The organism is Streptomyces sp. NPDC052109 (assembly GCF_040680195.1).
In the GTDB taxonomy this organism is placed as follows: Bacteria; Actinomycetota; Actinomycetes; order Streptomycetales; family Streptomycetaceae; genus Streptomyces.
On record NZ_JBFAWF010000010.1, the window covers coordinates 12,973 to 25,579 of the forward strand.

Below are 12,607 nucleotides of genomic sequence, written 5' to 3' on the forward strand. Positions count from 1 at the left end.
GCGGCCATGTGGCGTTGGGGGCGGCTTTGACGGGGTCCGGACACATCCGCCCGGTCAAAGCAGTGTCCTAACTCCACGTCACTCGGTTAGATGAGTGTGGACACCAGAACACCCCGCACACCCACGGGGGACCGCTCGTCGGGATTCCAGTCCGGGCCCGACGACGCTCCCGCGCTGAGCATGGTGAAGGTGCCGAGCGATCCGGCCCAGGTCATCGTCAATCACGCCAGCTTCCGCGTGCAGCTGGGCGCGTCGGCGAAACGCACCCAATCCCCGCGGATCGCCCGGCATCTGAGTGCCGCCCAGGACACCGCCCGGATGCCCGTCGTGGGCACGGGCGGCCGGGCTGTCGCCGCTGCCGGCCGCCGCCGTCCCGTCGTGTGGAGCGGCAGGTCCGCCCCCGACGACACCGGCGCCCACCGGCTCCTCCAGGCGGTGCGGGGCAGCAGCGTCCGCCACGCCGAGGAGGCCGAGCCCGGCGCCACCCGGGTCATCCCGCGCGTGGGGGCCGGGTACGCCGACGGCTACGACGGCCTGGACCAGACGGTCGAGACCCCGGTCGTGGGCCACCAGCGCACCGCCCCCGACGCCGACGACGGCACCCGCCTCCTGCCGCACATGCGCACCGTGAGCGGCGCCTACGGCGAACCCCCTTACGCGGACCCCGACTTCGACTCGTACGACGGCTACGACGAGTACACCGACCCGGCCGACCCCGACGCCCCGCGCCCCTCCCGCCGCCACGGCGACGACCCGGCCCGGCACGCCTACTACCCCGGCCGCCGGATGAACCTGGGGGTGGTCCTCCTCCCCCTGCGCATCTTCCTGGGCTTCATCTCCATCTACGCCGGCATGGGCAAGCTGTGCGATCCCGTCTACTTCGACGGCGGCAAGCGCGGCTCGATGGTCAAGTGGCTCAACACCCTGCACCCCTGGGACGTGGCCGAGCCGCTGCGCCAGTTCGCCCTGCACCACCCGGTGGGCTCCGGCCTGGTCATCGCCTTCCTCCAGGTGGTCGTCGGCGTCCTGACCATCCTGGGCTGCTGGCAGCGCGTGGCCGCGGTCGTCGGAGCCCTGCTCTCCGCGGCGCTGATCGTCACCGTCAGCTGGAAGACGGTTCCCGCCTACGACGCCCCCGACATCATCTACCTCGCCGCGTGGTCGCCGCTGATCATCGCCGGCGCCCCCGTCTACTCCGTGGACGGCCGGCTCGCCGCCAGCGCGTGGCGCCGCCTCGGTCCCCGCGCCGACATCTGGGACCTGCGCCACTACGTCCTGCGCCGCGGCGCCCTGCTCACGGTGGTCACCGTCGGCCTCACCCTGCTCGTCGGCTCCCTGCTCGGCGGCGCCGTACGCGACTCCAGCCGGGTGGTCGTCCCCGGCCCGGGCGAGGCCCCCCGCAACAACCTCCCCGGCTCCCCGCTCCCGCAGGAGCCCGGCAAGCGGCACGGCACCGCCCCGTCGGCCTCCACCTCGCCCTCGGGCGGTGCCACGGCCGGCGCGAGCCCGTCCGGCGCGGCGACGACCCCGGGCGCGACCCGGTCCGCCGGCGGTACGGCCACGACCCCCAGCCAGAGCCAGGGCACCACGGGCCAGATCCCGCCCCGCCGGTCCTCGCCGTCGGGCGGCGTCCCGAGCACGTCAGCGGGCCCGACCAGCGCCGGCACCTCGACCGGCGGCCCCTCGTCCTCGGGCGGCACCGGCACCGCCGGCGGCTCATCGTCCTCGGGCCAGCCGGGCCTGGTGGGCGGCCTGCTGGGCTGACGTGGCGAGACAGGGAGAGGGCCCCGTACCGGTGGAGGTACGGGGCCCTCTCCGCTGGGGGGACCGAGCCGGGGCCGCGGGCTGTATCGACATGCGGCTCCGCCGGGCGGGGCCACCAGGCGCCACGACCCGCAGAGACGGCTAACGCCCCAACGCCGCGAGCTCCTTGGCCGCTTCCGTCAGGTCCTTGGCGGTGTCGATGGCCCGCCAATACGCCCCCTGCGGAATGGGGAACCCGAACAGCTTCCGTTCCCGGGCCAGCCCGGGAAACGTGGTCCGCTCATGATCCCCCCGCTCCGGCAGCAGCGAGGCGAACTCGGGCGAGAAGACGTACACACCGGCGTTGATCTCGAACGTCGACGGCGGAGCCTCGATGAAGTCGGTGATGTGCCCGAACCCGTCGCTCCGCACCGCGCCCCAGGGGATACGCGGCCGGGCCAGCGCCAGCGTCGCCGTGGCGTCCCGCTCGGTGTGGAAGTCGGCCATGTCCCGCAGGGAGAAGCGGGTCCAGATGTCGCCGTTGGTGGCGTACCAGGGCCGGTCGGGGTGGGGAAGGCGTGCGGCGGCGTACTTGAGGCCGCCGCCGCGGCCGAGGGGTTCGGTCTCCACCACGGTGGTGACGGAGACGGGCAGGTCGGCGGAGTCGAGCCACTTCTGCAGGACGTCGGCGAGGTGGCCGCAGGAGACCACCACGTCGGTCACGCCCTCTTCGGCGAGCCAGGTCAGCTGGTGGCCGATGATCGGGGTACCCGTGCCGGGGATCTCGACCATCGGCTTGGGCCGGTCGTCGGTGTACGGACGCAGCCGGGAGCCCTGGCCACCGGCCAGGACCACGGCCTGGGTGGGGCGCGACGCGGCGTTGGGATGGGTCATGACCGCACTGTACGTGGCGCCCCGTCCGGGCCGGCCGACAGCGGCGCGCTCCTCGACGAGCCGTTACCCGGCGCAGCGGTCACCGATTTCCGGCGCAGCCCCGGTCCCGGCCGTGCGGTGAGCACGCCGTGGCGGCCGTCAGCTGTGTGCGGCGAGCACGCCGGAGGCGAACGCCGTGTCGCACACCGGGCGGGCGTAGGACTGGGCGCGCGGGGCGCCGTAGATGCGCACGGCGGCCTGGCCCAGGGCACGGGCGATGGAGGAGCAGTGCCGGGCCAGCGAGGGGTGTCCGTTGACCGCCTGCTGGAGGTGGGTGAGGACCTCGCCCGGGTTCTTGTCCTGCAGCTCGCCGATCAGCTGGTCGCGGAGCACGTCCTGCGGGGCGTGGGCGACCGTCTTGGTGGAGACCTCCGCCGGGGATACGTCCGAGGCGGCCAGCGCCGAGCTGGAGGGGCTCCCCGTCCAGTTGACCCGGGTGACCGCGAGGGTTCCGGAGAGCACCAGGACGACGGGCAGGACAAGGGCGAGAGTGCGGCCGATCCGGCGGGCAGGGCCGCCCCGATGGCCGCGTCGCGTCTGAGGGTTGGTGGAGTGCTTCACGCGTGTGAGGGTAGCGCGGGGTAATGATTTGGCGACATTTAGTCACCCCTTCGGGGGATGAAGTGGCGCCTCTTTCTGGGTAGGGGGTTGACGCGCCCCGTCCGGAATGATCGCTGTGCCGGGGTATATCCGAAGGAAGGACTCGCACGAAAGGGGCCCCGCGGCACTCCGCGGCGCCCCTTTCGTCAACGTGGGCGCAACGCGCTGCTCAGTCGGAGAGACGCTCACCCGTGGACGTCGAGAACACGTGGGTCTCGCCCGGCCGCGGCACGACGTGCAGCGTGGAGCCCTTCTCCGGCACCTGGCGGCCGTTGACGCGCACGACCAGGTCCTTGACCTCGCCGCCGACCTCGGCGGCGCCGTACACGTAGCCGTCGGCGCCCAGCTCCTCCACGACGTTCACGGAGACGGCGAGACCGGCCGGGGCGTCCGCGCTGTCCTTGGCGAGGGAGGTGGCGGCGCCGCCGCCCAGCTCGACCACGTCGAAGTGCTCGGGCCGGACGCCGACCGTCACGGTGCGGTCACCCTTGTCGGTGGCGGCCTTCAGGGCCTCCCGGTTGACCGGGACGACGCTGTTGCCGAACTTCACGCCGCCGTCGGTGATCGGGACCTCGACCAGGTTCATGGCCGGGGAGCCGATGAAGCCGGCGACGAAGAGGTTCGCGGGCTTGTCGTACATGTTGCGCGGCGAGTCGACCTGCTGGAGCAGGCCGTCCTTGAGGACCGCCACGCGGTCGCCCATCGTCATGGCCTCGACCTGGTCGTGGGTGACGTAGACGGTGGTGATGCCGAGGCGGCGCTGCAGGGACGCGATCTGCGTACGGGTGGAGACGCGGAGCTTGGCGTCCAGGTTGGACAGCGGCTCGTCCATGAGGAAGACCTGCGGCTCACGGACGATCGCGCGGCCCATGGCGACACGCTGGCGCTGACCACCGGAGAGGGCCTTCGGCTTGCGGTCCAGGTACTCGGTGAGGTCGAGGATCTTCGCGGCCTCCTCGACCTTCTGCCGGATCTCCGCCTTGTTGACGCCGGCGATCTTGAGCGCGAAGCCCATGTTGTCGGCGACCGACATGTGCGGGTAGAGGGCGTAGTTCTGGAACACCATGGCGATGTCCCGGTCCTTGGGCGGCAGGTGCGTGACGTCGCGGTCACCGATGCGGATGGCGCCGGCGTTGACGTCCTCCAGGCCCGCGAGCATCCGCAGCGAGGTGGACTTTCCGCAACCCGACGGGCCGACCAGGACGAGGAACTCGCCGTCCTCGATCGCGATGTCGAGACCGTCGACGGCGGGCTTCGTGGAACCCGGGTAGATCCGGGTCGCCTTGTCGAACGTGACAGTGGCCATGGTGAATGGGCCCCCTTCTACCGGCAGGAACGTGCCGGACGATCCGTTGTAGGAAGGTGGTGGTGTAGTCCACACGAGTGAACTGGCTCATGACGGTACCTGCCGTTCACGTGCGCTGTCAGTACCTCAGGGACGGTGAACTTCGCGGAAATTTTCGACGGGAGGCGGCCCGGACCTGGGTACACTGCACGGGCGCGCATGCGCAGGCCTCCTTAGCTCAGCTGGTCAGAGCGCCGCTCTTGTAAAGCGAAGGTCGTCGGTTCGAATCCGACAGGGGGCTCTCTCGCTGAACAGCGAAAACGCCCCGGACGATGATCCGTCCGGGGCGTTTCGACATCCACGGGTGACATCAACCGGGGTGGTCCCTCGCGGTCTAGGCGGCGCCTGAGCAGGCGGTCCATGTGGTGACCCAGGATCTCCATCACGACACGGGGCGCGACGCCGGCCGCGGTGAGGAGCGTGGCGCAGCCGTGCCGGGCGTCGTGCAGACGGATGCGCCGAAGGCCGGCGGCGGCCGTGATGCGAAAGCGTTGCTGGCTCTGCGGCCAGCTCAGACTCCGGGACGGGGCCGGCCGGGGTGGCGGCGCGCGTCAGCGCTGTGCCGTGCGTTGGCGCACGACGCGGAGGGCCGCCAGCGCGAGCAGGGCGGCGAGCACCAGGACCAGCACGCTGGAGGCGACCTGGTAGCCCCAGTAGTCGCCAGGGTCGAGGGAGTTGACGAGGTAGGAGTCCTGCGGCAGGGCGTCGTAGAACTGGAGGCCGAGCAGGCCACCGGGGTGATAACCGTGGACCTTGGAGAACAGCGTGAAGTCGAGCAGCAGCACCGCGCGGGAGCGGACCAGCAGGGCGGCCAGTAGCCAGGTGAGCGCGGGGGCGGCCACGAGGGCCGTCCAGGCGCGCCGCAGGAGGGTGCCGGCCAGGGCTCCGGCCGCGACGCCGAGCAGGACGTAGGCGACGGTGACCGGGCCGATGGTGTAGTACGCGGTCTGCCGGTCGGCGCCATAGGTGAGCAGGTCGAGGCGGAAGGCGACCAGGTGCCACAGCGCGTACAGGCGGTCCTGTGCGACGGGGTCAAGGGAGAGGCCGGTGTGCTCCGGCGTCCAGACCATCACCGGTGAGGGCTTCTCGCCGGTGCGCTTCCAGAGGAGGATGCGCTCCTCGGTCCACACCAGCGCCTTGGGGCGCTTTTCCGCTTCCTAGCGGGACGTGGGCGGGCGAATGCAGGTCACCCGAAGCGGGAACGGCCCGACGCCGAGGGCCACGGGCTTCGAGAGGGAAGACCTGGGGCCACCTGCCAAGGCAGGGCGGTCACCGGACCACGACCTGTGCGGTCCCCGGTCCCAGGCCGGCGAGAGCCAGGGGACCGCACAGCACTCCGATGTACGCGTGTCACCCCGACCGACGCGCATGAACCCACGTGGTCACGGCCTCGCCAACTTCCCCCGTCGGTAGGGCGGTTCTGCGTTCCCCCTGTCCGTCCTGCCGACCCGCCCATTCCTCCGCGTCGTCTCCTTGCCTCGTCGCCGAAGGTCGCAGCGCGCCGACGGCGACTGCGATCGGGCGCCGATCAGGTCTGTCAGCGCAGATCTGCGAGGAGGGTGGTGAGTTCGGATTCCTGCTGCGCCGGTGACATCGGCGGGTTCGGGTGGTCGATGCCGAAGGTCTTCAGGACCTTGTCCATCTGTGCGTCGATGAACGTCCAGCCGGTGTTGTCCAGTGGCTGCAACGAGGACTGGTCGGCATCCCAGAGATCACGCAGCGACTGGGCAGCTGCGTGGGCCCCCGTCGCGTTCCCCGACCGTGCGTCCTTGAGCGAGGTCGACGCGAGTGCCGTCAGTGCGTCGACCTTCGCGGGCGGGAACTTCTTCACGGCCTGGCCAGGGGCGAGTTGAACGGTGGAGGTGGCGTCGGTCTCCGGCGCCGGGCCGACGTGCGGCTGGCTGTGGGCCCAGACCAGCAGGCCCCCGGTGGCGACGGCGAGGAGGCCGAAGCCCGCCAGGCCGATGCGCTCCCTGTGCGGGTTGGCGGTGACCTGCGGGTTGTGCGTGGCCTCGTAGGTCTCGGTCACGTCGGAGCGCGTCACCGTCAGGTAGATGACAGTCGCCAGGATCAGGCCGAGGAAGATCAGGCTGGTGGTGAAGGTGCCCAGCGCAAGGCCGGTCGGGTCGCCCGGGTTCTGAGCGACCTTCGGCGAGGCGAGCCAGTCGCCGATGTTGGCGCCCAGCGGGCGGGTCAGGATGTAGGCGAGCCAGAAGGACAGCACCGGGTTCGCGCCGAACTTCCACAGCAGCGTGATCGCCGCGATGAGGCCGAGCGGCAGCAGGACCGAGACTCCCGGGCTCCAGCCGGTGAGCTCGAGGGTCCAGTCGCCGGTCGCGGTGCCGAGCGCGAAGGTGACGAGAACGGCGAGCCAGTAGAACGACTCACGCGGCAGCGTCGTGACCGAGTGGATCGAGAGGGTGCGCTCGCGCAGCCACCACACGCCGAAGACCACTGCGAGCAGGACCGAGAACACGGCGGAGCTGATCCACAGCGGCACGTTGAGCTGGTCGGTCAGGATGTCGGTGTACAGCGTGCCCGTGACGCTGACAACGACCACGGTGAGCCAGTACGGGAACGGGACGTACCGCTTCAGCCGCAGCTGGACGCCCAGAACCACGACGAACACCGCGGTGAAGATCCAGGCCGTGTTCACCAGGCCGACGCCCAGCTTCATGTTGATCCAGTCGGCGAAACTCTCACCGACGGTCGTGCACAGGATCTTGATCACCCAGAACCAGATGGTGACCTCGGGAACCTTGTTCAGCATCAGCCGCCCACTGCGGCGCGTGCGGTCTTCGCTTGTCGTCGTCATGCGACGAGGTTGGCTCGACCAACCTGTACACATCCTGACTACGTGGTCGCCTGGGGCGTGGGGAATGTCACCTCGACGTGACCGCGGCCATCCGCACATCCGTCTGGTTCACGGCGGCTCAGGCCACAGGTACCGCTGCCCGCTCCGGTTCGGTGACGTCCTTGCGGGTGACGGAGAGATAGACGACCAGGGTGAGGATGACGGCGAGGAACAGGGCGCTGGTCACTACGATGCCGAGGCCCAGGCCGCCGTCGCCGGTGGGCTGGGAGAGGTAGTCGCCGGCGGAGGCGCCGAGGGGGCGGGTGAGGATGTAGGCGATCCAGAAGCTCCACACAGCGTTCAGGTCGAGGGAGAACCGGGAGAGCGCGATCGCGGCGAGGGCGGCGGCGAAGAGCACGGTGCTCACCCAGTAGCCGAGGTCTATCTTCTCGGCGACCAGGTCGCCGGCGGAGGTGCCGAGGGCGAAGGTGAACAGCACGGCCAGCCAGTAGAAGGCTTCGCGGCGGGTGGTGTCGATGTGGCGGATCGACAGGGTGCGTTCGGTGCGGTACCAGAGGGCGAAGACGATCACCAGGGCGATCGCGAAGACCGCGGTGGTGGTATCCAGCGCCGCACCCATGTTGCCGGTGAGGTTGTCGCCGACCAGGGTGCCGACGACGCTGATCAGGGCGACGGCGAGCCAGTACACACCCGGCCGGTAGCCCTTGGTGCGGAACTGCACAACCAGCACGGCGGCCAGCAGCGCGGTCATCAGCAGCGAGACACCGGTCAGCCCGAGACCGGCCTTCTCGTTCAGCAGATGGGCGGCGGTCTCGCCGACGGTGGTGCACAGCACCTTGATCACCCAGAAGTGGACGGTGACTTCGGGCACCTTGTTCCAGTGCGGCCGATGCCGGCAAGCGGCCGCCTGGCCGGCCTCAGGAACCACCGGACTCTCAGAGGTCTCGTACGTCACGCTGCCCGACCGTGCCACCAGCCACCTGAACACATCCTGACCACCGCCGTGGATCACCCGTCACGCCCGGTCCGTACACGCCCCATGGCTGCATGCACACGTACACGCATCGTCTCCGCATAAAGGTCCTCCGTCCCGCCCCTGCCCCCGCGACGGAAGAAGACCGCCATGCACACCCCGACAACCGGCCCAGCGATCACTGACCGCGCGACCGCTTGGCTGCGTCGCCGTCTGGGCCGGGCCGTCGTCCTGTCCTACGTCGCCACCCTGATCTTTCCGGGCCCCGGCCTGTGGCTGCGCCACACCCACGATCTGCAGCTCGGGCCGCTGATCCGACTGCCGGTGTCCACCGCACCGTGTCTGCTGTGGCTGGTGCTGCTCTCTGCCGGGCTCCAGGGACCACCGGCAGCGACGCGGTGGGCGCCTTCCTCCTCGACACCGGCGGCACCCATCAGCGGCAGATCGCCGCACAGTTGCGGGCGAAGCTCGGCACCGGCGCCACGATCACCGACCTCACCCAGACCCGCGGCACCGTCGGCACCAGCCTGACCTCCGTCGACCTGGCCGGCCTGACCCGCATCGAGCTGGCCTTCGCCGTCCTGCTGGCCGCCGGCGCCGGCGGACTCGTCCTCGCCCTCGGGCTCGCCGAACGCCGCCGCACCTTCGCCATCGTCACCGTCCTCGGCGCCAGGACGCGCCAGCTGCGCGGCATGGTCCTCACCGAGGCCCTGCTCCTGGCCGTGGTCGGCCTCGCCGGAGGCGCCCTCATCGGCTGGGCCCTGTCGCAGATGCTGGTCAAGGTCCTCACCGGCGTCTTCGACCCGCCGCCCGCCGCCCTGGCCGTGCCCGGCGGCTACCTGACCCTGACCGCGCTGGCCGCCCTGATCGCCGTACTGGCCGCGGCTCTGAACGGGATCCGCCGCGCCCGCCGCCCGGCCGTCGAGGAACTGCGCGACCTGTGAGCCAGCGCACAGGGACGGACGTGTCTACCCTGTCGGCCATGGGCACGCCCGCCGCACCCGACAGCAGCCGCCCGAAGGTCCTCGTGGTCGAGGACGACGAGGTCATCGGCCACCACCTTCACACGGGCCTGCAAAGCAACGGCTACACCGCCACTTGGAGTCGCACCGGCGTCGCCGCCCTCGCCGAGGCGAGCAGGGCATCGTACGACGCCCTGCTCCTGGACCTCGGCCTGCCCGACATGGACGGCCTCGACGTCGCCCGCACTCTGCGCAGCCGCTTCCGGGACCTGCTGATCGTCATCCTCACCGCCCGCACCGACGACATCGACATCATCGCCGGCCTGGACGCCGGCGCCGACGACTACCTGATCAAGCCCTTCAGCCTCACCGTCCTGCTGGCCCGCCTGCGCGCCCACCTGCGCCGTCAGACCCTCAACGCACCCGCCCAGCAGCAGCCGATCCACCTCGGCGACCTCACCATCGACCCCACGGCACGCCGCTGCACCCTGCACGACGCGGAAGTCGCTCTGCGTCCGAAAGAGTTCGAGCTGCTCTCCCTTCTCGCACGGCACGCGGGTGAAGCCGTCTCCCGCGAGACCCTGATGGCCGAGGTCTGGGACGTGAACTGGTTCGGTTCCACCAAGACCCTCGACGTCACCATGGCTGTCCTGCGCCGCCGTCTCACGGAGGCCACCGAAACAGACCCGCGCGTCAGCCATCTGCCCCGCATCGCCACTCTGAGAGGGCATGGCTATCGTCTGGAGATCTGACGCACTGGGCCGGACGGAGCCTGCCAGGCTTCCTCCTGGGAATGGCGAGGCGTTCCCCGCGGACGCGATGCGTGAGCGGACTGTCCGGCACTGGGCGTCACGAGCAGGGTCGAGCACGAAGCCGCGCGGCGCTGATCAGGAAAAACAGCACCACGCGGCAGTCCCCGGCACCACCCGACAGGGATTCGATCCCACTTGTATTCGACCGGGGCGGTCACTCACGGTCGAGGCGGCGCCTGGGCAGGCGATCCATGTACGTCACGTGCCCTGGCCCGGACTCGGCCGTGGGCCGCTACAGCAGGTCGACGGCGTTGACGGAGAGGGCGTTGTCGACCGTGTAGTACGGCCGTACCCGGGCGCGTCCGCGCGGGGTGTCCTCGAACACCGTGACGGGGTACACGTACACCTTCTTGCGGTCCTTGACGTCGCCGAACCAGCCGCCGACGGACACAGGTTCGGCCCGTCCGGAGACGCGGACCGACAGATCCCAAAGGTCCTGCTCGTCGTGGTGGTGCCGAGCGACGTCCGCGCAGATGACGCGGGCGTGCAGCAGCCCGTCCGCGTCGCGGTGCCAGGACGGCTCCAGGAGCGGGGCGTCGGCGCGGCGGCGGTGTCGCAACTCGAACCCCTCGGCGTCGGCGTCGGTCCCGAACAGGCGCACCGCCACGCCGATCTCGCCGCCGTCGACGTCGATGCCCTGCACCTCCGCGTGTACGTCGGCCTCACGGGTGCTCAATGCGATGAACCCGTCCACGGTCGTGTACGGCAGCAGCGCCCGCACGGGAGAGAGCCAAGGCTCCGGCCGGAACTCCATCAGGCTTCGCAGGTCGAGCAGGTCGCTGCGCAGCCGCTTGCGCGGCCCCTTCACCGGGGCGATCCACAGGTCCCACACCGCGTTCCCCAGGGGCAGCGTGCACTCGACGGCAGCCGAGATCCGGCCGCCGTCGCCGTGGACGAGCGGCACGCGCAGCGTCGTACGGTTCTCGCCGCCGCGTCTGATCAGCAGCAGGTCGCCCTCGTCGACCGGTGCGGTGGGCGCCGGCACCACGTGCAGCAAGCCGTCGGCGTCGGTACGGACGGACCCGCTCATCACAGCCGGCCGCTCCGGCGCTGCCGCCTGAGGCTCGGCCACCCGTCCGGCGCGGGTGCGCCGCAGACGGCTCCACAGCGAGGTGCGCCCGGGCGTCGTGGTGGAGCGGCCGGCGCCGAGTTCACGGAACAGCTCCTCGTAGCGCCCTGCGATGGCGGCGGGGTCGAACCGCGCGGCGTTGCGGCGAGCCGCGGCACCCATCGCGGCCCGCGCGCTGTGGTCGTCGATCAACCGCAGGAGGCCCTCGGCGATGGAGTCGACGTCTCCTGGCCGGACCAGCAGGCCGTCCTCGCCGTCGCGGATGATCTCACGCGGGCCGAGTGGGCAGTCGGTGCTCACGACCGGGACACCGCAGCGCATCGCTTCCACGATGGTCATGCCGAAGGACTCGCTGTCCGAGGTGACCGCGGCGATCGAACCCTTGACCCACTCGGCCTCGATCGGCGAGGCGAGTCCCATCAGATGGACCTGGTTGTACAGGCCGAGGTCGTTGATCAGGGCGCGCAGCCTGCCGTGCTGTCCGCCGTCGCCGTAGATCCGAAGCTGCCAGTCGGGGTGCTTGGCGGCGACCTTCGCGAAGGCCTGCACGAGCAGGTCGTACCGCTTGATGGCCGCGAGCCGCCCTGCGGCGACGACCGTCTTGGCGGCAGGGTCGGCGGGGGACACCGACGGCGCCGGGACGCTGTTGGGTATGGAGACGATCGGGAGCCCCGGAACGGCCATGTCGTTGCGGTAGTTGACCGCATCGGCCTCGGAAACGGTGACGAATGCGTTCAGGCGCGCATAGGCCTTCTTCAGGTCTGGAAGCAGGGCATCCGGATGCGAGGCGAGCGTGATGTGTTCCTGGCCGATGCGCAGTGTCCGGTCGCCGCCGAAGCGCGCGGCGTACACATTGAGTCCGGGGCGCGTCCCGATGAGCACGTCCGGGCTGTTCCGGTCGAAGTAGGCGGCGGCCCGCTCGTCCGTCACCGTGCTGTACTCGTGGTAGCGCGTCTCGGCCACGGGGAAGACCCTGGCCGGCACGCGCCGGTCCTTCTCGGGAACCTCACGTGTGTCGATCAGGCCGGTCAGCCTGATCCGCGGGTCCACGGCGAACAGCGGTGCGTCCGTCGTCTGGAAAACCGACACGATCTCCACCTCGTGGCGTTCGGCCAGGGCGGAGGCGAGATTGATCGTTGTCCGATTTGTGCCACCCAAGCCGTACACGTTGTGGATGAGGAACGCGATCTTCACACGGTTCTCCTGCTTGTATGGCACGGGTAGAGCTGCCGCACCGGTCGGACACATGCCGACCGTAAGACAGTCATAGAGTATTCACTCATTTTTCTCACCGTTCACACAGGGTTGGGTCGCCAGTGCACCTCCGCCCCTCCGGAGGCCGTGTCTTGAAAGAT

9 protein-coding genes, 1 tRNA gene and 2 pseudogenes are annotated in these 12,607 nt (G+C 70.4%); 4 read left to right on the top strand and 8 right to left on the bottom strand.

Translation table 11 applies throughout. The features are described 5' to 3' along the window. Window positions 1–90: 90 nt before the first annotated feature. The gene (locus AB0L59_RS21085; protein WP_365585753.1) at window positions 91–1,764 is read left to right on the top strand and encodes a DoxX family membrane protein; all 1,674 of its coding nucleotides are present in this window, start codon (window positions 91–93) and stop codon (window positions 1,762–1,764) included. A gap of 141 nt (window positions 1,765–1,905) precedes the next feature. Here the strand turns inward: AB0L59_RS21085 and AB0L59_RS21090 are convergent, their stop codons facing one another. The 3 genes from AB0L59_RS21090 to ugpC all read right to left on the bottom strand — a co-directional run bounded on the left by AB0L59_RS21090 (window position 1,906) and on the right by ugpC (window position 4,582). Next, window positions 1,906–2,637: a nucleotidyltransferase family protein gene (locus AB0L59_RS21090; protein ID WP_365585756.1), complete on the bottom strand. Its 732-nt coding sequence runs from the start codon at window positions 2,635–2,637 to the stop codon at window positions 1,906–1,908. A 138-nt stretch (window positions 2,638–2,775) separates the two neighbouring features. After that, window positions 2,776–3,237 carry a hypothetical protein gene (locus AB0L59_RS21095; protein WP_365585759.1) on the bottom strand — a complete coding sequence of 154 codons (462 nt, stop codon included), beginning with the start codon at window positions 3,235–3,237 and terminating at the stop codon, window positions 2,776–2,778. A gap of 208 nt (window positions 3,238–3,445) precedes the next feature. Continuing rightward, window positions 3,446–4,582 carry a sn-glycerol-3-phosphate ABC transporter ATP-binding protein UgpC gene (ugpC, locus tag AB0L59_RS21100; protein ID WP_365585762.1) on the bottom strand — a complete coding sequence of 379 codons (1,137 nt, stop codon included), beginning with the start codon at window positions 4,580–4,582 and terminating at the stop codon, window positions 3,446–3,448. Window positions 4,583–4,788: 206 nt separating this feature from the next. Between ugpC and AB0L59_RS21105 the strand changes: the two genes are divergently transcribed. Further along, window positions 4,789–4,862 (top strand) — tRNA-Thr (locus AB0L59_RS21105). Between the two features lie 124 nt (window positions 4,863–4,986). Here AB0L59_RS21105 and AB0L59_RS21110 read toward each other — a convergent pair. The 4 genes and pseudogenes from AB0L59_RS21110 to AB0L59_RS21125 form a co-directional block, all read right to left on the bottom strand. Continuing rightward, a pseudogene (locus AB0L59_RS21110) lies at window positions 4,987–5,106 on the bottom strand (tyrosine-type recombinase/integrase); the annotation flags it as partial. Between the two features lie 495 nt (window positions 5,107–5,601). Further along, a pseudogene (locus tag AB0L59_RS21115) lies at window positions 5,602–5,769 on the bottom strand (site-specific integrase); the annotation flags it as partial. Window positions 5,770–6,158: 389 nt separating this feature from the next. After that, window positions 6,159–7,436 carry a hypothetical protein gene (locus AB0L59_RS21120; protein ID WP_365585764.1) on the bottom strand — a complete coding sequence of 426 codons (1,278 nt, stop codon included), beginning with the start codon at window positions 7,434–7,436 and terminating at the stop codon, window positions 6,159–6,161. Window positions 7,437–7,554: 118 nt separating this feature from the next. Continuing rightward, window positions 7,555–8,391, bottom strand: coding sequence for a hypothetical protein (locus AB0L59_RS21125; RefSeq protein ID WP_365585767.1), 837 nt, complete (start codon window positions 8,389–8,391; stop codon window positions 7,555–7,557). Window positions 8,392–8,756: 365 nt separating this feature from the next. On the opposite strand from AB0L59_RS21125, the gene AB0L59_RS21130 reads away from it, so the two are divergent. Together AB0L59_RS21130 and AB0L59_RS21135 are read left to right on the top strand one after the other, a co-directional pair. Then, on the top strand, window positions 8,757–9,353 hold the full coding sequence (locus AB0L59_RS21130; protein WP_365585770.1) for an FtsX-like permease family protein: 597 nt from the start codon (window positions 8,757–8,759) through the stop codon (window positions 9,351–9,353). 38 nt (window positions 9,354–9,391) lie between these two features. Beyond that, window positions 9,392–10,123, top strand: coding sequence for a response regulator transcription factor (locus AB0L59_RS21135; protein ID WP_365585773.1), 732 nt, complete (start codon window positions 9,392–9,394; stop codon window positions 10,121–10,123). A 292-nt stretch (window positions 10,124–10,415) separates the two neighbouring features. On the opposite strand, the gene AB0L59_RS21140 is transcribed toward AB0L59_RS21135, so the two are convergent. After that, window positions 10,416–12,446, bottom strand: coding sequence for a glycosyltransferase family 4 protein (locus tag AB0L59_RS21140; protein WP_365585776.1), 2,031 nt, complete (start codon window positions 12,444–12,446; stop codon window positions 10,416–10,418). Window positions 12,447–12,607: the final 161 nt, after the last annotated feature.

Coding starts and splice junctions, on each gene's coding strand:
- AB0L59_RS21085 (WP_365585753.1), top strand. CDS start 91: ATGAGTGTGGACACCAGAACACCCCGCACACCCACGGGGGACCGCTCG.
- AB0L59_RS21120 (WP_365585764.1), bottom strand. CDS start 7,436: ATGACGACGACAAGCGAAGACCGCACGCGCCGCAGTGGGCGGCTGATG.
- AB0L59_RS21135 (WP_365585773.1), top strand. CDS start 9,392: ATGGGCACGCCCGCCGCACCCGACAGCAGCCGCCCGAAGGTCCTCGTG.
- AB0L59_RS21090 (WP_365585756.1), bottom strand. CDS start 2,637: ATGACCCATCCCAACGCCGCGTCGCGCCCCACCCAGGCCGTGGTCCTG.
- ugpC (WP_365585762.1), bottom strand. CDS start 4,582: ATGGCCACTGTCACGTTCGACAAGGCGACCCGGATCTACCCGGGTTCC.